This window comes from Bradyrhizobium sp. I71, assembly GCF_022354745.1.
Classification (GTDB): domain Bacteria; phylum Pseudomonadota; class Alphaproteobacteria; order Rhizobiales; family Xanthobacteraceae; genus Bradyrhizobium; species Bradyrhizobium liaoningense.
Genome location: NZ_CP059398.1, coordinates 149,394 through 167,097, shown reverse-complemented (window position 1 = coordinate 167,097; position 17,704 = coordinate 149,394). Strand labels below are relative to the sequence as shown.

At 64.7% G+C, this 17,704-nt stretch carries 19 protein-coding genes; 17 read left to right on the top strand and 2 right to left on the bottom strand.

The genetic code is table 11. From position 1 onward, the window contains the following. Positions 1 to 341 precede the first annotated feature (341 nt). From FJV43_RS00800 to FJV43_RS00745, 12 genes are all read left to right on the top strand, one after another. Complete coding sequence (locus FJV43_RS00800; RefSeq protein WP_025036696.1) at positions 342 to 860, top strand: MarR family winged helix-turn-helix transcriptional regulator; 519 nt, start codon at positions 342 to 344, stop codon at positions 858 to 860. 200 nt (positions 861 to 1,060) lie between these two features. Further along, complete coding sequence (locus FJV43_RS00795) at positions 1,061 to 1,297, top strand: hypothetical protein (RefSeq protein WP_239629799.1); 237 nt, start codon at positions 1,061 to 1,063, stop codon at positions 1,295 to 1,297. A 37-nt stretch (positions 1,298 to 1,334) separates the two neighbouring features. Next, entirely contained in the window at positions 1,335 to 1,556 is a 222-nt protein-coding gene (locus FJV43_RS00790; RefSeq protein ID WP_239623916.1) for a hypothetical protein, read from the top strand. Between the two features lie 266 nt (positions 1,557 to 1,822). Next, positions 1,823 to 3,121 (top strand): serine hydroxymethyltransferase, encoded by a 1,299-nt coding sequence (gene glyA, locus FJV43_RS00785; protein WP_028179041.1) that lies wholly within the window; start codon positions 1,823 to 1,825, stop codon positions 3,119 to 3,121. A gap of 15 nt (positions 3,122 to 3,136) precedes the next feature. Then, positions 3,137 to 3,619: a transcriptional regulator NrdR gene (nrdR, locus tag FJV43_RS00780; protein ID WP_011087793.1), complete on the top strand. Its 483-nt coding sequence runs from the start codon at positions 3,137 to 3,139 to the stop codon at positions 3,617 to 3,619. Continuing rightward, positions 3,616 to 4,764 (top strand): bifunctional diaminohydroxyphosphoribosylaminopyrimidine deaminase/5-amino-6-(5-phosphoribosylamino)uracil reductase RibD, encoded by a 1,149-nt coding sequence (gene ribD / locus FJV43_RS00775; RefSeq protein ID WP_239623915.1) that lies wholly within the window; start codon positions 3,616 to 3,618, stop codon positions 4,762 to 4,764. The genes nrdR and ribD overlap by 4 nt, the downstream gene beginning before the upstream one ends. Continuing rightward, complete coding sequence (locus FJV43_RS00770; protein WP_239623914.1) at positions 4,764 to 5,387, top strand: riboflavin synthase; 624 nt, start codon at positions 4,764 to 4,766, stop codon at positions 5,385 to 5,387. The genes ribD and FJV43_RS00770 overlap by 1 nt, the downstream gene beginning before the upstream one ends. A gap of 181 nt (positions 5,388 to 5,568) precedes the next feature. Next, entirely contained in the window at positions 5,569 to 6,060 is a 492-nt protein-coding gene (gene ribH / locus FJV43_RS00765) for a 6,7-dimethyl-8-ribityllumazine synthase (protein ID WP_061021904.1), read from the top strand. A gap of 4 nt (positions 6,061 to 6,064) precedes the next feature. Then, entirely contained in the window at positions 6,065 to 6,562 is a 498-nt protein-coding gene (gene nusB, locus FJV43_RS00760; RefSeq protein WP_028179037.1) for a transcription antitermination factor NusB, read from the top strand. Positions 6,563 to 6,716: 154 nt separating this feature from the next. Further along, a complete protein-coding gene (thiL, locus tag FJV43_RS00755) occupies positions 6,717 to 7,718 on the top strand; it encodes a thiamine-phosphate kinase (protein ID WP_239623913.1) in 1,002 nt (333 codons plus the stop codon). 338 nt (positions 7,719 to 8,056) lie between these two features. Further along, positions 8,057 to 10,177, top strand: coding sequence for a sodium-translocating pyrophosphatase (locus FJV43_RS00750; RefSeq protein WP_239623912.1), 2,121 nt, complete (start codon positions 8,057 to 8,059; stop codon positions 10,175 to 10,177). Positions 10,178 to 10,350: 173 nt separating this feature from the next. Further along, positions 10,351 to 11,901, top strand: coding sequence for a heme peroxidase family protein (locus FJV43_RS00745; RefSeq protein ID WP_239623911.1), 1,551 nt, complete (start codon positions 10,351 to 10,353; stop codon positions 11,899 to 11,901). Positions 11,902 to 11,950: 49 nt separating this feature from the next. Here the strand turns inward: FJV43_RS00745 and FJV43_RS00740 are convergent, their stop codons facing one another. Both FJV43_RS00740 and FJV43_RS00735 read right to left on the bottom strand, forming a co-directional pair. After that, positions 11,951 to 12,952 (bottom strand): tripartite tricarboxylate transporter substrate binding protein, encoded by a 1,002-nt coding sequence (locus FJV43_RS00740; RefSeq protein ID WP_239623910.1) that lies wholly within the window; start codon positions 12,950 to 12,952, stop codon positions 11,951 to 11,953. Between the two features lie 216 nt (positions 12,953 to 13,168). Next, entirely contained in the window at positions 13,169 to 13,654 is a 486-nt protein-coding gene (locus tag FJV43_RS00735) for an outer membrane protein assembly factor BamE (RefSeq protein ID WP_239623909.1), read from the bottom strand. Positions 13,655 to 13,752: 98 nt separating this feature from the next. Between FJV43_RS00735 and FJV43_RS00730 the strand changes: the two genes are divergently transcribed. The 5 genes from FJV43_RS00730 (at position 13,753) to FJV43_RS00710 (ending at position 17,695) form a co-directional block, all read left to right on the top strand. Beyond that, positions 13,753 to 14,316: a ubiquinol-cytochrome C chaperone family protein gene (locus tag FJV43_RS00730; protein WP_239623908.1), complete on the top strand. Its 564-nt coding sequence runs from the start codon at positions 13,753 to 13,755 to the stop codon at positions 14,314 to 14,316. Then, positions 14,313 to 14,882 carry a DUF177 domain-containing protein gene (locus tag FJV43_RS00725; RefSeq protein ID WP_239623907.1) on the top strand — a complete coding sequence of 190 codons (570 nt, stop codon included), beginning with the start codon at positions 14,313 to 14,315 and terminating at the stop codon, positions 14,880 to 14,882. The genes FJV43_RS00730 and FJV43_RS00725 overlap by 4 nt, the downstream gene beginning before the upstream one ends. A 296-nt stretch (positions 14,883 to 15,178) precedes the next feature. Beyond that, positions 15,179 to 16,240, top strand: a complete 1,062-nt coding sequence (plsX, locus tag FJV43_RS00720; protein WP_239623906.1) for a phosphate acyltransferase PlsX — start codon at positions 15,179 to 15,181, stop codon at positions 16,238 to 16,240. Beyond that, entirely contained in the window at positions 16,237 to 17,217 is a 981-nt protein-coding gene (locus FJV43_RS00715) for a beta-ketoacyl-ACP synthase III (protein ID WP_239623905.1), read from the top strand. The genes plsX and FJV43_RS00715 overlap by 4 nt, the downstream gene beginning before the upstream one ends. 133 nt (positions 17,218 to 17,350) lie before the next feature. Further along, positions 17,351 to 17,695: an integration host factor subunit alpha gene (locus tag FJV43_RS00710; protein ID WP_239623904.1), complete on the top strand. Its 345-nt coding sequence runs from the start codon at positions 17,351 to 17,353 to the stop codon at positions 17,693 to 17,695. Positions 17,696 to 17,704: the final 9 nt, after the last annotated feature.

Below are 17,704 nucleotides of genomic sequence, written 5' to 3'. Positions count from 1 at the left end.
TCTTGGTTGACCGTTGGTTGCGTAAAATTCGACGTAAGTTTTCGCTAACCAGCCGCTTTCGCCACAGCTCTTACGCGCGCGTTTCGAAACGGGGCGGGGCTGTTCTGGAATGCGACAACAGGGGCGGACGGAGGGTGAACAGGACCTTGCGAAGGTCAACAGAGGGTTGCGAAAAGTGCTTGTGGCACAGGCTTAATCCGCAATTCACTGTCTTAAATTCATGATCTCTTTATTCTCTTATTTAAGCCGATCTTCAAACGCGCCCCTTAAGTTGCACCTATCAGGCGGGACACAAGTTTCGTCGAATAAGTGTCGATAAAAACGACAACAGGGGAAGTGTCATGATGAAAGCCGTCGCAACTGCGGCAGATACCGCAGAGCGCGTCTCCGGCCAGCAGGGTTCGGTGCAGTCGCTCTATCTGGAAGCTTTGACTCTGGTGGAGCGGCTGCATCGCCGGCTCCTCGACGTGATCAAGGATGAATTCGATCGCCGCGGCCGTGCGGACATCAACTCGGTCCAGGCGCTCCTGCTCTACAACATCGGCGACAAGGAGCTGACCGCGGGCGAGCTGCGCACGCGCGGTTACTATCTCGGCTCCAACGTCTCCTACAATCTGAAGAAGCTCGTCGAGCTCGGCTTCCTCGATCATCAGCGCTCGCGCGTTGACCGCCGCTCGGTGCGCATCCGCCTGACCCCGCAGGGCCAGGAAGTCCGCCGCATCGTCGATGCGCTCTACCAGAAGCACGTCAAGACGGTGGAGCAGGTCGGCGGCATCTCCGGCGACGAGTTTGCGACCCTCAACAAGTCGCTGCACCGCCTCGAGCGGTTCTGGACCGACCAGATCCTCTATCGCCTCTGAGCTTTCTGAAGGGATCAAGGCCAAGCCGGCCCGCAACAAGACCGGCAGCCTTCCCGAACGTGCCTGACCTCCCCAAGCGCGCCGGCCCGGATCGTCCGGACCGGTGCGTTTTGTGTTCTCGCACCTGCGAAAAAATGTGCCGGCCGTGAGGAACCAGTTCCGGGCTGGGCGCTTATCTCCTTCGGATCGGAGAGATGTCGATGCTGGTCGAGCGCGGGCTTCGGGCGATGAACGTGGAACTCGTCAGCGAGGCCTATGGCATCGCCGCGAATTACCTTCGCCGTTCCGGCGCCATCCCCGACACGCTCGTCACTGACGAACGCCTGCTCGGCCTCATCGTCAAGCTGCTCCAGCAAGGCGAATTCAACAAGATCAGGCTGGCCAACAAGGCGATTGCCCGGTTCCAGGCGCAGATCGAGGCCAAGGCGGTTGCCTGATCGAAACTCCCAAAATCGCGACCAACCAGAGGATGCCATGGAAGTTGCCATCGACCGCATCATGCAGACTTATGACCTGCTCGCCAACCGCACCGCCGCGGCGAGCGCGGAGGCCCGGGCCAAGGTCACGAACTATCTCAATACGTTGATGGAAGCCGGCGAGAAGGACCCTCACAGGTTGACGGTTTGCGGCCTGACCTATCTGCGCCAACTCGACGGCAGCGTGGATCCGGTGAAGGCGGGGTATACCGGGCTGTGAAACGCCGCCGGCTCGAGCCGGTGGCTGTTGGCGGAGATGAGGCCCGCAGCGGCCCGTCGAGACAGTGCAGAGGAGTGGTTCCATAGAACCGCTCCCGCGCTCAAAACATCCAATCCGCCACCACATCTTGCATAAATATCAGGCTCGACCCGCAAATGCTTGGCCTGTTGCGGGCGATGTGGTAGATCGCGCTCGCCGCTTCCGATCGCCACACCAGACCCGTCCGTAGCCCGCCACAAGGCTGCGGCGGTGGAGATATTCGCAAGATGACCGCACCCAAAACCGCTTCCGCGCCCGATTCGTTTTTCACCGCCTCGCTCGAGCAGGCCGATCCGGAAATCGCCGCCGCCATCAAGGGCGAGCTCGGCCGGCAGCGCCATGAGGTCGAGCTGATCGCCTCCGAGAACATCGTCAGCCGGGCCGTGCTGGAAGCGCAGGGTTCGGTGATGACCAACAAGTACGCGGAAGGCTATCCGGGGGCGCGCTATTACGGCGGTTGTGAGTGGGTCGACGTCGCCGAGAACCTTGCGATCGATCGCGCCAAGAAGCTGTTCGGCGCCAATTTCGCCAATGTGCAGCCGAACTCCGGCAGCCAGATGAACCAGGCGGTGTTCCTCGCGCTGCTCCAGCCCGGCGACACCTTCATGGGGCTCGATCTCGCGGCCGGCGGCCATCTCACCCACGGCTCGCCCGTCAACATGAGCGGCAAGTGGTTCAAGGCCGCGCACTACACCGTGCGCCGCGAGGACCAGATCATCGACATGGACGCGGTGGCCAAGCAGGCCGAGCAGGTCAAGCCGAAGCTGATCATCGCCGGCGGCTCGGCCTATTCGCGCGCCTGGGACTTCAAGCGTTTCCGCGAGATTGCGGACAGCGTCGGGGCGTACCTCCTGGTCGACATGGCGCATTTCGCCGGGCTCGTCGCCGGCGGTGTGCATGCCTCGCCGGTGCCGTATGCGCACGTCACCACGACGACGACGCACAAGTCGCTGCGCGGTCCGCGCGGCGGCCTCATGCTGTGGAATGACGAGACGCTGACCAAGAAGCTCAACTCGGCGATCTTCCCGGGCCTGCAGGGCGGTCCCCTGATGCACGTGATCGCGGCGAAGGCGGTCGCCTTCGGCGAGGCGCTGCGTCCGGACTTCAAGGTCTACGCCAAGAACGTCGTCGAGAACGCCAAGGCCCTGGCAGAGACCCTGAAGGGCCATGGTCTCGATATCGTCTCCGGCGGCACCGACAATCATCTGATGCTGGTCGATCTCCGGCCGAAGGGCCTCAAGGGCAACGTCTCTGAGAAGGCGCTGGTCCGCGCGGCCATCACCTGCAACAAGAACGGCATTCCGTTCGACCCCGAGTCGCCCTTCGTCACGTCGGGCATTCGGCTCGGCACGCCGGCGGCGACCAGCCGTGGCTTCGGCGTGGCCGAATTCCAGCAGGTCGGCGGCATGATCGCCGAGGTCCTCAATGCGATCGCGCAGTCCTCCGACGGCAAGGCGCCGCTGGTGGAAGCTGCGATCAAGGAACGGGTCAAGGCGCTCACCGACCGGTTCCCGATCTACCAGTAAGGCTAGGCCAGGCGGATGCGCTGCCCGAACTGCAACAGTCTGGATACGCAGGTAAAGGACTCGCGTCCGACCGAGGACTCGTCCGTGATCCGCAGGCGGCGCGTGTGCGTCGCCTGCAATTTCCGCTTCACCACCTTCGAGCGCGTGCAGCTGCGCGAGCTCACGGTGATCAAGCGCAACGGCCGCCGCGTGCCGTTCGATCGCGACAAGCTGATGCGATCGGTGCAGATCTCCCTGCGCAAGCGGCAGGTCGAGCCGGAGCGGGTGGAGAAGATGGTCTCCACCATCGTGCGCGAGCTCGAGACCGGGGGCGAAGCCGAGATCTCCTCCGAGGTGATCGGCGAGACCGTGATGGAGCATCTGCGCACGCTCGACGACGTCGCCTATGTGCGCTTCGCTTCGGTCTACCGCAATTTCCGCGAGGCCAAGGATTTCGCCGACGTGCTCGGCGAACTCTCCGGCGAGGAGGAAGCGCGGCTCGCCGCGATCCGCAAATGATCTTCCGCATCCTGGAGGATCAGTTCGCGCAGAAGGCCCGCGAGGCCAAGGACGCTGATCGCCGATTCATGGAGCTGGCGCTCTCGCTGGGCAAGCGCGGGCAGGGGCGGACCTGGCCCAATCCGGCCGTGGGCGCCGTCATCGTCAAGGACGGCGTCATCGTCGGCCGCGGCTGGACGCAGCCCGGAGGACGGCCGCATGGTGAGCCTGAGGCGCTGCGGCGCGCGGGCGAGGCGGCGCGCGGTGCCACGCTCTATGTCACCCTGGAGCCATGCTCGCATTTCGGCAAGTCGCCGCCCTGCGCCGATGCGGTGATCGCAGCGGGCATCAAGCGGGTCGTGGCGGCCATCGAGGATCCCAATCCCGAGGTCGCAGGCCAGGGACATGCGCGTCTGCGCGCCGCCGGCATCAATGTGGATGTGGGTCTTTGCGCGGCGGAGGCTGCCTTCGACCATGCCGGCCATTTCCGCCGCATCCGCGATCACCGCCCGCATGTGATCCTCAAGCTCGCGGTTTCGCCCGACGGCAAGATCGGCGCGGCCGGCGGAAAGCCGCTCGCGATCACGGGTGAAGCCGCGCGCGACCGCGTGCATCTTCTCCGCGCGCGCAGCGATGCGATCCTGGTCGGCATCGGGACGGTGCTGGCGGACGATCCGCTCCTCACCTGCCGCCTGCCGGGCATGGCGGCGCGCTCGCCGGTGCGCGTGGTGCTCGACCAGAGCCTGCGCATTCCCGCATCGAGCCAGCTCGTGCGATCCGCGCGCGAGACGCCGCTCTGGGTGGTGGGGTCCGAGCTCGCCGAGGCTGCCGCCGCCATGCGGCTTGGCGCGGCCGGTGCGCAGCTCATTCGCGTGTCGCCGGGGGGCGCGTCCGGGCTCGATCTTGCGGCCGTGCTGCGCGCGCTCGCCGAGAAAGGGATCACGCGGCTGATGGTCGAGGGCGGCAGCCGTGTCGCCGCGTCCTTCGTTGCGGCCGATCTCGTGGACGAGATCTGGCTGTTCCGCGGGGCGGAAACGGTGGGCAGCGGCGGCGTCGATGCGCTCGATGCATTGCCCCTGTCGAAAATCACGCAGTCGCCGGCCTACAAGGTTCATGCTAGCGAAACCTTCGGCAAGGATACTCTCACCATCTACGAGCGCGCGTAATGTTCACCGGCATTGTCACCGATATCGGCGAGATCGTCAGCTTCACGCCCACGGCGCAGGGGCAGCTGCACCGCCTGCGCATCGCCTGCCGCTACGATCAGAGCACGATTGCCGACGGCGCCTCGATCGCCTGCAACGGCGTCTGCCTGACGGTGGTTGCCTCGGGCGTGGAAGGCGGCAAGGGCTCTGCTCAAAGGACCTGGTTCGACGTCGATACCGCCGCCGAGACGCTGGCGTTGACGACCGCCAAGCACTGGAAGGTGGGGACGAGGCTCAATCTCGAGCGCGCACTGAAGATCGGCGACGAGCTTGGCGGGCACATCGTCGCCGGCCATGCCGATGGCGTCGCGACGCTTCGCAGCCGCGAGGATCTGCCCGACATGGCGCGGTTCGAGCTCTCCACCACGCGGGAGCTGGCGCGGTTCATCGCCACCAAGGGCTCGATCACGCTCGACGGCGTGTCGTTGACGGTCAATACGGTCAAGGACGTGAGCTTTTCGGTGCTGATCATCCCGCACACGCTGACGGTCACGACGATCGGCGACTGGAAGGCGGGGGACGAGGTCAACATCGAGGTCGACCTGATGGCCCGCTACGCGGCGCGGCTGACGGAAATGAAGTGACCGGCAAAGCCGGTCATTCCAGTATGGTCCGAAGGACCAGACCACAGGTGCGCAATTGCGCACCGGGGAATCTCGAGATTCCGGGTTCGCTTCGCGCCCCGGAATGACAGTGTCTTTCAACTTGGCTAACCCGCCGGCGGCGACTACATAACGCGCCGACGACTGTAGAACGGATTGAACGATGGCAGACGCGCGGCGCGCACCCCTGAAGGACCAGACCGACATTTCCGGCGCGCGCGCGCTGATTGTCGAGGCGCGGTTCTATGACGATCTCCAGGACGCGCTTCTGGATGGCGCGGTGGCCGAGTTGAAGGCGGCCGGCCTGACGCATGACGTGATCACGGTTCCCGGCGCGCTGGAAATCCCGGCCGCGGTCGCCATCGCGGTCGATGCCGCGGCGGCGAACGGCAAGCCCTATGATGCGGTGATCGCGCTCGGCTGCGTGATCCGCGGCGACACCATTCATTTCGAGATCGTGTCGCAGGAATCCTCGCGCGCGCTGATGGACCTCGCAGTGGCGCGCAAGCTGCCGCTCGGCAACGGCATCCTCACCGTCAACACGGAGGCGCAGGCCTGGGCGCGGGCGCGCGCCAGCGAGCTCGACAAGGGCGGCGATGCCGCGCGCGCCGCGTTGGCGATGCTGCGCATCAAGCGCCGCCTGGCGCAGGCCTGAAGCCATGGCCGACAACACCAGAAAGCCGCCGCTCGGAACCGAGAAGAAAGCGAACCGGCGCGGCGCGGCGCGGCTCGCAGCCGTACAGGCGCTGTATCAGATGGATATCGCCGGCGCCGGTATCAACGACATTTTCGCCGAGTTCGAGAGCCATTGGCTCGGCAACGAGGTCGAGGGCGACACTTACCTGCCGGCCGAGGCCGCGTTCTTCCGCGACGTGGTCTCGGGCGTCGTGCGCGACCAGAAGAAGCTCGATCCGCTGATCGACGAGGCGCTGTCGAAGGGCTGGCCCCTGAAGCGGATCGAAGCCATCCTGCGGGCGGTGCTGCGCGCCGGAGCCTATGAGCTCCAGCATCGCAAGGACGTGCCGGGTCGCGTCGTGGTCTCCGAATATGTCGATGTCGCAAACGCCTTCGTCGACCGCGAGGAGACCGGCATGGTGAACGCGGTGCTCGACCAGATCGGCCGGCAGTTTCGCGCCGACGAGTTCGGGCGGGGGTAATTGAGACGACGACTTCCGCCGTAGCCGTCACCCTGAGGTGCCGGAGCGAAGCGGAGGCCTCGAAGGGCGGCGGCGTGCCGCTGAGGTCGCACCTCGGCCGTCCATCCTTCGAGGCTCGCAAGGGCTCGCACCTCAGGATGACGGGTCGGCTATCGTGACACAGGACAGAACACAGCCCTCCGCCGAAGACGCCCTCATCGCGCGGTATTTCAAGCCGCTGGCGACTGACCCCGGCGCGTTCGGGCTGGTCGATGATGCCGCGGTCCTGTCCTCATCCGGCGACGACATCGTCGTTACCACCGATGCCGTCGTCGAGGGCGTGCATTATCTTGCGGACGATCCGCCCGGGACCATCGCGCGCAAGGCGCTGCGGGTGAACCTGTCCGATCTCGCCGCCAAGGGCGCGCTGCCGGCCGGCTTCGTGCTGACGCTGGCGCTACGCAGCCAGGAGGATGCCTGGCTGCGTCCCTTTGCGGATGCGCTGGGCGAGGACGCAAAGAATTTCGCTTGTCCTCTGCTTGGTGGCGACACGGTGTCGACGCCGGGCCCGCAGATGATCTCGATCACGGCCTTCGGCCGTGTGCCTCGGGGACGGATGATCGGCCGTACCGGCGCAAGGCCGGGCGACCGCATCCTGGTGACGGGCACGATCGGCGATGCCGCGCTCGGCCTCGACGTGCTCAAAGGGGGGGCCGTTGCTGGCGCGCTGATATCCGATCCTGCTGCACGGGATTTTCTGGTTGCACGCTATCGGGTGCCGCAGCCGCGCAACGTGCTGGCGCGAGCGGTGCGCGATCATGCGACCGCAGCAATGGACGTCTCCGACGGCCTCGCTGGCGATCTGGCCAAGCTCTGTGCAGCGTCCGGGGTCTCGGCTTCCGTCGATGCGGCAAGCGTGCCGCTCTCGGCCGCGGCGGCCGGCCTGCTCGCCGGCAAAGTCGTTTGCGTCGAGACGCTGCTTGCGGGGGGCGATGACTACGAGGTGCTGTGCACCGTTCCGCCGGCGCAAAGCGAGGCGCTGATGGCCGCTGGGCGGGCCGAGGGCGTTGCGGTGACCATGATCGGCACGATCGTGGAGGGGCAGGAGCGGCCGCGCTTCTTGGACGGGCAGGGCCAGGAACTGCTCTTGAGGCGGCTGTCCTACAGCCACTTCTAAGGCGCGATGCGATCAGGATGAATCGTCATCGCGCTTTAGATCACTGTTTGAGCATGATCTTTTCGGAGAACCGCTGCACGCTTTTCCGGATCATGCTGTAAGAATCGCTCCAAACCGGCATCTTAGTTCTCAGCACTTGGTCCTAAATACCTGCCGAGATCGGCGGTTTCGGCCTTATCCGGCGTTGCACCCTCAATTTGATTTTGGCAAGCTTGCGACCGACTGAGGCCGCCCCTTTTTGGGCAAGGGGGCGGCCTTGTTCGAAATCAAGGCGCCGCACCGCACGACGGACAACAAAAGGCGCCGGGGGTACATCAAGGATCTGAGGCAGAAATCAAATGACAGCATTATGGTTGATAGTGCTCTGCGGAGTGCTTTCCGTCGTCTACGCGATTTGGGCGACGTCTTCGGTGTTGAGCGCGGATGCGGGGTCGCCGCGCATGCAGGAGATCGCAGGAGCCGTGCGCGAAGGCGCACAGGCGTACCTGCGGCGCCAATACACCACGATCGGTCTCGTCGGCATCGTCATCTTCGTGCTGCTTGCCTATTTCCTCGGGCTGTATGTCGCGATCGGTTTTGCCATCGGCGCGATCCTGTCCGGCGCTGCCGGCTTCATCGGCATGAACGTCTCGGTCCGCGCCAATGTGCGCACGGCCCAGGCCGCAACGAAATCGCTTGCCGGCGGCCTCGAGCTCGCCTTCAAAGCGGGCGCCATCACCGGACTTCTGGTGGCCGGTCTCGCGCTGCTCGGTGTGACCCTCTATTTCGGCTTCCTGGTCCACTCGCTGAAGCTCGCGCCAGATAGTCGCGTCGTGGTCGATGCCCTGGTGGCGCTCGGCTTCGGCGCCTCGCTGATCTCGATCTTCGCCCGTCTCGGCGGCGGCATCTTCACCAAGGGTGCGGACGTCGGCGGCGACCTCGTCGGCAAGGTCGAGGCCGGCATTCCCGAGGACGATCCGCGCAACCCGGCGACCATCGCCGACAATGTCGGCGACAATGTCGGCGACTGCGCCGGCATGGCCGCCGACCTGTTCGAGACTTATGCGGTGACCGCGGTCGCCACCATGGTCCTGGCGGCGATCTTCTTCGCCAAGACGGCGATCCTCTCCAACATGATGACGCTGCCGCTCGCGATCGGCGGCATCTGCATCATCACCTCGATCATCGGTACCTTCTTCGTCAAGCTCGGGCCGAGCCAGTCGATCATGGGCGCGCTCTACAAGGGCCTGATCGCGACCGGCATCCTGTCCCTGATCGGCATCGCGCTGGTGATCTACTACCTGATCGGCTTCGGCAAGCTCGAGGGCGTCGACTACACCGGCATGGCGCTGTTCGAATGCGGCGTGGTCGGCCTCGTCGTCACCGCGCTGATCATCTGGATCACCGAATACTACACGGGCACCGACTACCGTCCGGTGAAGTCGATCGCCCAGGCCTCGGTGACCGGTCACGGCACCAACGTGATCCAGGGCCTTGCGATCTCGATGGAAGCGACCGCGCTGCCCGCGATCGTGATCATCGCCGGCATCCTGGTCACCCACAGCCTCGCCGGCCTGTTCGGCATCGCGATCGCGACCGCCACCATGCTGGCGCTGGCCGGCATGATCGTCGCGCTCGATGCCTTCGGCCCCGTCACCGACAACGCCGGCGGCATCGCCGAGATGGCGGGCCTGCCGAAGGAGGTACGCAAATCGACCGACGCGCTCGACGCGGTCGGCAACACCACCAAGGCGGTGACCAAGGGCTACGCGATCGGCTCCGCCGGTCTTGGCGCCCTGGTGCTGTTCGCGGCCTACAACGAGGACCTCAAGTTCTTTGTTGCCGGCTCCGCGCAGCATCCCTACTTCGCCGGCGTCAAGCCGGACTTCTCGCTCAACAACCCCTATGTGGTGGTAGGCCTCTTGTTCGGCGGCCTGTTGCCGTATCTGTTCGGCGCGATGGGCATGACCGCCGTCGGCCGCGCCGCCGGCGCTATCGTCGAGGAGGTGCGGCGTCAGTTCCGCGAGAAGCCGGGCATCATGCAGGGCACCGACAAGCCTGACTACGGCAAGGCGGTCGACCTGCTGACGAAGGCGGCGATCAAGGAGATGATCATCCCTTCGCTGCTGCCGGTGCTGTCGCCGATCGTCGTCTACTTCTTGATCTACGTGATCGCGGGCGGCGGCGCGGCCGGCAAGTCGGCGGCGTTCTCGGCCGTGGGCGCAATGCTGCTCGGCGTGATCGTGACGGGCCTGTTCGTCGCGATCTCGATGACCTCGGGCGGCGGCGCCTGGGACAACGCCAAGAAGTACATCGAGGACGGTCATTTCGGCGGCAAGGGGTCCGACGCCCACAAGTCGGCCGTCACCGGTGACACCGTTGGCGATCCCTACAAGGACACGGCGGGCCCTGCGGTGAACCCGATGATCAAGATCACCAACATCGTGGCCTTGCTGCTGCTGGCGATTTTGGCGCACTGAGCGGCGTCACGAATTTGCAAGACGAGCCCCGCGGCGTGAGCCGCGGGGTTTTTGTTTTCACGATATCGTGCCTTCGCGGCGGCTTTGTCGCAGGGGAACTGTGACGTCAATTACAAAGTGTCTTCCCTCCGGGGACTACCGTGCGGCTGCTGTCTCACCCACTGGAGGGAAGAATGACGCAAGCTGCAAACCTGAATCCAAGACACGGGAAAGCCGGACGCCAGCCGACCAGGGCCGGTTTGAAACCGCCCAGCGCCAATGCAGATCCCGGCTTGTTCGGCCGGATGTTTGACCTGCCGGCATTCACGGCGCCGGAGGCTGCGCTGCAGGCGCTTGCCACAGCAATGAAGGACGCGAGTCCGGACGATGTGACCGGTGACAACTCCAACATTCCGTCGGGCTTTACCTATCTCGGCCAATTCGTCGATCACGACATCACGCTTGATCTTACGTCGCTTGCCGAGAAGCAGGAGGATCCCAAAGCCACCACAAACTTCCGCACGCCGAGGCTCGATCTCGACAGCATTTACGGTCTGGGACCGGATGGCAGCCCCCAACTCTACGCTCGCGACACCAACAACGTCTCACAGCCCGGGCCGAAGTTCTTGCTCGGCAAGACAGAGCCCACGCCGCGCGCGGCCGGCGTCTTTCCGAATGATCTGACGCGGAATTCGGAAGGGCGGGCCCTGATCGGCGACCACCGCAATGACGAGAATCTGCTGGTCGCACAGACGCACCTTGCGTTCCTGAAATTCCACAACAAGGTCGTCGACATGCTCGCGGCCGGGCCCAACGCGCCGGCGCCCGACCAGCTCTTCTCTGAAGCACGAAAGCTGGTGACTTGGCACTATCAATGGATGGTGCTGCACGATTTCGTCGAGCGCTTGACGGAGAAGGGCATCGTCGCCAGGATTCTGCACGAGGGCCGGAAGTTCTATCGATTCCAGAAGGTGCCCTACATGCCGGTCGAGTTCTCGGCGGCAGCCTACCGGCTCGGACACAGCATGGTTCGCGAGACATACAGCCACAACCATGTGTTCACGAAGCCCGGCGGCTTTGCTGCGGCGACCCTCAACCTCGAGTTCTTCTTCTCCGGGCTCTCCGGCCGCATCCTGGGCGAAATTGCCGGTACCACTCCCAACGCGCCCAATTCCCCACCCAACGTCAGCACCTTGCCCACGGATTGGATCATCGACTGGAGCCGCTTCTACGAATTCGATCCGGCGATCGCGCCGACGCCGAACTTCCTGTTCAACCATTCGCGCCAGATCGATCCATTCCTCATTCCGAAATTGCACGATCTTCCAGGTGGCGGCGGCAGCCTGCCGCTCCGCAACTTGCAGCGCGGAGTCAATCTCGGATTGCCGTCGGGTCAAGATGTGGCTCGTGCGATGGGGATCCCAGTGCTCAAGCCAGCGGAGATCGCAACCGGTACCGACGGCGCCGTTGCGGCCGCGCATGGCTTCGATCGAAAGACGCCGCTCTGGTACTACATCCTCAAAGAGGCCCAGGTGAAGACCGGCGGTCTTCGGCTCGGTCCGGCCGGCGCGCGTATCGTGGCCGAGGTGTTCATTGGCATCGTCGCTGGCGATAACCAATCCTATCTCAGCCAGCGGAACTGGAAACCGACGCTGCCGGCGAAGACTCCGGGCACTTTCCTGATGAGCGATCTCTTGCGCTTCGTCGGAGATATCAGTCCGATCGACGGGGTCACGACCGGATAGCAGTCGCTCAAGTCCCGGATGCCGCAGGCGGCATCCGGGACACGAGAAACTACTGGACGTCCATTTGCAGCCCTTCCTTCTGGATGATGCCGGCGAACTTCTTCGTCTCGGCCTCCACGAAGGCGGCAAATTGCTGCGGGGTGCCGTAGTCGGCGCGGGCGCCCATGGCGGCGATCTGCTTCTTGATGTCCTCGCGCTCCAGCATCGCCTTGATCTGGAGATTGAGCGCGTTGAGCACCTCGGGTGAAACCCCCTTCGGCAGGAATACCGAGAACCAGGACGAGATGTCGAAACTCGCCAGCTCCGGCGCGCTCTCTCGCATCGTCGGCAGGTTCGGCGCGAGGTCGCTGCGCTCGGTCGTGGTGACGCAGAGACCGTTGAGCGTGCCGTTCTGCACCTGAGGCAGGCTCGGATAGAGATTGTCGAACAGGATCTGGATGTCGCCGGCGAGGGCCGCTTGCAGCGCGGGTCCGGCGCCGCGGAACGGGATGTGCGTCATCTTCAGGCCGGTGAGCTGGAGGAACCAGGCGCCGGTGAGGTGAGGGCTCTGGCCGACGCCCGAAGAGGCGTAGCTGAGCTTGTCCGGATTGGCCTTGAGGTAGGCGATCAGCTCGGGGATCGACTTGATGCCCGTCTTCGGATGCGCCGAGACGATGTTCGGGATCCGGATCATGTTCGAGACCGGCTGCAGCTGGTCGGGCTTGTAGGTGAGGTTCTTGAAGATGCTGTAGGCGATCGCGTTCGGACCGGGATTGCCGACCAGGATGGTGTGACCATCAGGCTTGGCGCGGACCACCTCGGCAGTCCCGATGGTGCCGCCGCCGCCCGAGCGGTTTTCCACGACCGCCGACTGGCCCCAGGCGGTTTGCAGATGCGCGGCCAAGAGTCGGCCCATCACGTCGGTCGATCCGCCGGCCGCAGCCGGTACGACGAGGCGAACGTTTTCGGTGGGCTTCCAGTCGGCGAGGCTCGATCGCGGCAGTATGGCTGCGGCTGAAAGGCCGGCAGCGCCGGTGAGCACGCGACGGCGGGACAACAAAGGCTTAGGCACGAATCCACTCCCTGCTTCTTTCTTTGCAGGGACCGTACGGAACCGCTCGTGCGACCGCAAGTCGCGTGCGAGGGCAAGTGGCGTGCGCAGAGCGGCACGACGCCGCAGCTCAGAGCGATTTACCTTCCGACGGAATTGGAAGGGCTCTGGCAGCGTGTTGGCCGCGTTTTTTCCGCGCGAGCCGTTATCGACTCCGCGCGAAAGCGCTCTGCAGACTCAGTTGAAGCTGAGCAGCTTGAACAGCGGCGTGAGGTAGCTCATCTCCTGGCCCGACGTCGGCGTCGTACGGCTGATGAAGTCGAAGATCTTGCCGTCCTGCAGACCGTAATTCGCAAGCCGGCGCACGCGCCGGTTCTTGTCGAAATAGATGGCGATCACGCGCTGGTCGACCACCTTCTGGTTCATGAAGGCGACCGGGCGCTCCGAGCGTTGCGAGATGTAGTAGAACACCTCACCGTCGAGGGTCGCGACCGTGGAGGGGGTGCCCATCACGATCAGCACCTGGTCCTGGCTTGCGCCGATCGGAATCTGCTCGAGCGCGCCGGGCGGCAGGATGTAACCCTTCTGAAACTGCTCGCCCGTACAGCCCGCAAGAGCCGCGCCGACCACGGCGGCAGCTGCGAGCATGCGCAAGCCGCGCCAGCATGCGTGGAGGCCGCGCCGCTGATCTGCGCGCAGGCTGGTCTGGTTCGTTGTCGTCATAGCGGAACTGATTCCGTCCCCTTGCGTCGCGCGAGGCGCTGAAGTACCGGGCGGAGGCTCTGAATGCAACACGCGCGCGCCCGCTTGCGGAAACCACAATGCTTTGGCCGTTCAATCACTTCAGGAAACCCCGACTAACCCCGCCGGGCACCATTGAAGCCATCTATGGCATGATCGTGACGCAGGCGCGAGAACCCATATTTTACCGTGACTTGGGCGTGCCCGATACGGTTAACGGGCGTTTCGACCTGTTGCTGCTGCATCTCTGGCTGTTGCTGCGCCGCCTGCGCACGGTCCAGAGTGCCACCGGAGGCGCCACGGAGCTGTCCCAGGCGCTATTCGATCGCTTCTGCGAAGACATGGACGACAATCTGCGCGAGATGGGAGTGGGCGACCAGACCGTGCCGAAGCGGATGCGGGCCTTCGGCGAGGCGTTCTACGGTCGCGTCCAGGCTTATGACCAGGCCATGGAAGGCGGCGGCGAGGCGCTGGCATCGGCGATCTGCAAGAATATCTTGAATGGGACCGGCTTCGGCCAGGCGCAGCAGCTCGCGGCCTATGCCCGGGCCAGTGAGGCCGATCTTGGCCGGACCGACGAGGCCGCGCTGCTGCGCGCCTCCTTCAAGTTTCCTCCAGCACTCCCCGAGGATGTCACGCCATGAGTCGACCGAATGCCGGATCCGAGCCCGATCCCTGGCGGGCGCCCGTCATCGTTGCGCAGATCCCCGAAGCAGGCCTGCATCGCGAGCTCGAGGCCTCAGCGGCCGAGCGGCAAACCATGGCGGCGCTCGCGGGCGTGCGGGAGATCCTGTCCGCGCATGCCAGCTTCGATGTCGTGCCGAAGAGCGGTGGGCGGGTCCAGGTCACGGGGCTTGTTCGCGGCCGGATCGGCCAGACCTGCGTCGTCACGCTGGATCCGATCGAGAGCGAGATCGAGGAGGAGGTCGACCTGATGTTCGCCCCCGAGGCCGAGGCGCGGCGCCTGGCCGATCTGATCGAGGAGGGGCAGGACGACGAGGGACCGTCCGAGGTCGCCGATCCTCCCGAGCCGATCGCTGGTGGCATCATTGACCTCGGCCGGCTCGCCACCGACGCCCTGTTCCTGGCCATCGATCCCTATCCGCGCAAGGAGGGGGCCGTGTTCGAGGCGGAGGTCACCGCCCCAGATCCCGACGACAATCCCTTCGCGGTGCTGAAGGCGCTTCAAGACAAGAAGAAGGGCCAATAGGGCATTTCCCCTTGTGCCCGCCTTGCGAGGAGACGCGAGGCATTTCCCCTGATGGTTTGAAAGAAGCATTTATCCTCCTGATTTCGATGTCTTTCCTGCTCAATCCGGGGTTCGTGGCCGCATCGCCCCAAATGCAAAAGGCTGGGGGCAAGAGGTTGTTTCGGGGTAACAAAACGCTATTGTCGCGCCCCGGTCCGGGTGCGGCGTGGCGCCTGGCCGATCGCCATGTCCGTGGCGAACCCATTTCGCGGCCCCGCTAGCTCAAGACCGCACCAGACCAGGTTTCCAGGACTTTCATGCCAAGCAAGGTTCGCATCGCGCTGGACGCCATGGGGGGCGATGTCGGCCCCGCCGTGGTCATTCCGGGCGCCGCCATCTCGCTGGGCAGGCATCGCGATACCGAGTTCCTGCTGGTCGGCGACCGCGCCAGGATCGAGCCGGAGCTCGACAAGCACCCGAAGCTGAAAGCCGCCTCCAGGATCGTCCATACCGACGTCGCCGTCAGCATGGAGGACAAGCCGAGCCAGGCGCTGCGGCGCGGCCGCAAGACCTCCTCGATGTGGCTGGCGATCGATGCGGTCAAGAAGGGCGAGGCGGATGTCGCGATCTCCGCCGGCAATACCGGCGCGCTGATGGCGATGGCGCGCTTCCACCTACGGACGCTGCCGGGCATCGACCGTCCGGCCATCTCCGCGATATGGCCGACCATGCGCGGCGAATCCGTCGTGCTCGACCTCGGCGCCACCCTCGGCGGCGATGCCCACCATCTGGTGTCGATGGCGGTCATGGGCGCGGCCAAGGCGAGCGTGCTGTTCAACAAGAAGCGGCCGACGGTCGGCCTGCTCAACATCGGCGCCGAAGAGATCAAGGGCCACGAGGAGATCCGCGAGGCCAGCGAGATCCTGCGGGCAAGGAACCTGCCCGAGCTCGACTATATCGGCTTCGTCGAGGGCGACGGTATCGGAAAGGGTCTGGCCGACGTCATCGTGACCGAGGGCTTCAGCGGCAACATCGCGCTCAAGGCTGCCGAGGGAACCGCGCGCCAGATGGCGGAATTGCTCCGTAACGAGATGCAGCGGAGCTGGCTCTCCAAGCTCGGCTATGTCTTCGCCCGCAGCGCCTTCCAGGCCCTGCGCGACAAGATGGACCCCAACAAGTCCAATGGCGGTGTGCTGCTGGGACTGAGGGGGGTGGTGGTCAAGAGCCACGGCGGAACCAACGCCGAAGGCTTTGCCTATGCGATCGATGTTGGCTATGAGATGGCTCACTACGATCTCCTGAACAAGATCAATCAGATGCTCAACCGCGAGGGTGGTGCACTCAGTTCCGTGCAGCCCGCGCCGGAGGATGTTTCGTGACTCAAATTCGTTCGGTCGTGCTTGGCTGCGGCTCTTATCTGCCGGAGCAGGTGGTGACCAACGCCCAATTGGCGGCCCGCATCGACACCTCCGACGAGTGGATCGTTCAGCGCACGGGCATTCGCGAGCGGCACATCGCGGCCGAGGGCGAGTTCACCTCGCACCTGGCGATCAAGGCCGCGCAGGCCGCGCTCAGCGATGCCGGCATGGACGCGCAGTCGATCGACCTCATCGTGCTGGCGACCTCGACCCCGGACAACACCTTCCCCGCGACGGCTGTCGCCGTGCAGCACGGGCTCGGCATCAATCATGGCGCGGCCTTCGACCTCCAGGCGGTGTGCTCGGGCTTCGTGTTCGCGCTTGCCACCGCCGACAATTTCCTGCGCACCGGTGCCTTCAAGCGCGCGCTGGTGATCGGCGCCGAAACCTTCTCGCGCATCCTCGACTGGAACGACCGCGGCACCTGCGTGCTGTTCGGCGACGGCGCCGGGGCGGTGGTGCTGGAGGCGCAGGAGCAGCCCGGCAATGCCGCGACCGACCGCGGTATTGTGACCACGCATCTGCGCTCCGACGGCCGCCACAAGGCAAAGCTGTTCGTCGATGGCGGTCCGTCCTCGACCCAGACCGTCGGCCATCTGCGCATGGAAGGCCGCGAGGTCTTCAAGCATGCGGTCGGCATGATCACCGACGTCATCGTCGATGCCTTCCAGGCGACCGGGCTCAATGCCGAAAGCATCGACTGGTTCGTGCCGCACCAGGCCAACAAGCGAATCATCGACGCCTCCGCACACAAGCTTCACATCGCGCCGGAAAAGGTGGTGCTGACGGTGGACCGTCACGGCAACACCTCCGCCGCCTCGATCCCGCTGGCGCTGTCGGAGGCGCGCAAGGACGGCCGCATCAAGAAGGGTGACCTGATTCTCCTGGAGGCGATGGGCGGCGGCTTCACCTGGGGCTCCGCGCTGCTGCGCTGGTAAGCCACAGTCGATAAAATTTTGCCGGAATTCGCGTCGATAATCGATGCGTCTGCATTGATGAGCGCTGTTGACCGCCGTATCGTAACCTCATAATTTCAGACAACAATTGTTCGCCGTGATGTGGGGCAGGGCGATGACCGAGACCAGCAAAACCGTAACGCGAGTTGATCTGTGCGAAGCCGTCTACCAGAAGGTGGGGCTGTCGCGCACGGAATCGTCCGCCTTTGTGGAACTCGTGCTGAAGGAGATTACCGACTGCCTCGAAAAGGGCGAGACGGTGAAATTGTCCTCGTTCGGGTCCTTCATGGTGCGCAAGAAGGGTCAGCGCATCGGCCGTAACCCGAAGACCGGTACCGAGGTGCCGATCTCGCCGCGCCGCGTCATGGTGTTCAAGCCGTCGGCGATCCTGAAGCAGCGGATCAACGGCCAGCACCGCGCCAATGGCGACGCCACCAGCAAGGCTCAGCAAGAGGCATAACCCTTTCGC

What these genes read in the sequence shown, in the direction of transcription:
- FJV43_RS00800 (WP_025036696.1), top strand. Translation starts at nt 342, where the DNA reads ATGATGAAAGCCGTCGCAACTGCGGCAGATACCGCAGAGCGCGTCTCC.
- FJV43_RS00795 (WP_239629799.1), top strand. Translation starts at nt 1,061, where the DNA reads ATGCTGGTCGAGCGCGGGCTTCGGGCGATGAACGTGGAACTCGTCAGC.
- FJV43_RS00790 (WP_239623916.1), top strand. Translation starts at nt 1,335, where the DNA reads ATGGAAGTTGCCATCGACCGCATCATGCAGACTTATGACCTGCTCGCC.
- glyA (WP_028179041.1), top strand. Translation starts at nt 1,823, where the DNA reads ATGACCGCACCCAAAACCGCTTCCGCGCCCGATTCGTTTTTCACCGCC.
- nrdR (WP_011087793.1), top strand. Translation starts at nt 3,137, where the DNA reads ATGCGCTGCCCGAACTGCAACAGTCTGGATACGCAGGTAAAGGACTCG.
- ribD (WP_239623915.1), top strand. Translation starts at nt 3,616, where the DNA reads ATGATCTTCCGCATCCTGGAGGATCAGTTCGCGCAGAAGGCCCGCGAG.
- FJV43_RS00770 (WP_239623914.1), top strand. Translation starts at nt 4,764, where the DNA reads ATGTTCACCGGCATTGTCACCGATATCGGCGAGATCGTCAGCTTCACG.
- ribH (WP_061021904.1), top strand. Translation starts at nt 5,569, where the DNA reads ATGGCAGACGCGCGGCGCGCACCCCTGAAGGACCAGACCGACATTTCC.
- nusB (WP_028179037.1), top strand. Translation starts at nt 6,065, where the DNA reads ATGGCCGACAACACCAGAAAGCCGCCGCTCGGAACCGAGAAGAAAGCG.
- FJV43_RS00750 (WP_239623912.1), top strand. Translation starts at nt 8,057, where the DNA reads ATGACAGCATTATGGTTGATAGTGCTCTGCGGAGTGCTTTCCGTCGTC.
- FJV43_RS00745 (WP_239623911.1), top strand. Translation starts at nt 10,351, where the DNA reads ATGACGCAAGCTGCAAACCTGAATCCAAGACACGGGAAAGCCGGACGC.
- FJV43_RS00735 (WP_239623909.1), bottom strand. Translation starts at nt 13,654, where the DNA reads ATGACGACAACGAACCAGACCAGCCTGCGCGCAGATCAGCGGCGCGGC.
- FJV43_RS00730 (WP_239623908.1), top strand. Translation starts at nt 13,753, where the DNA reads ATGCTTTGGCCGTTCAATCACTTCAGGAAACCCCGACTAACCCCGCCG.
- FJV43_RS00725 (WP_239623907.1), top strand. Translation starts at nt 14,313, where the DNA reads ATGAGTCGACCGAATGCCGGATCCGAGCCCGATCCCTGGCGGGCGCCC.
- plsX (WP_239623906.1), top strand. Translation starts at nt 15,179, where the DNA reads ATGCCAAGCAAGGTTCGCATCGCGCTGGACGCCATGGGGGGCGATGTC.
- FJV43_RS00710 (WP_239623904.1), top strand. Translation starts at nt 17,351, where the DNA reads ATGACCGAGACCAGCAAAACCGTAACGCGAGTTGATCTGTGCGAAGCC.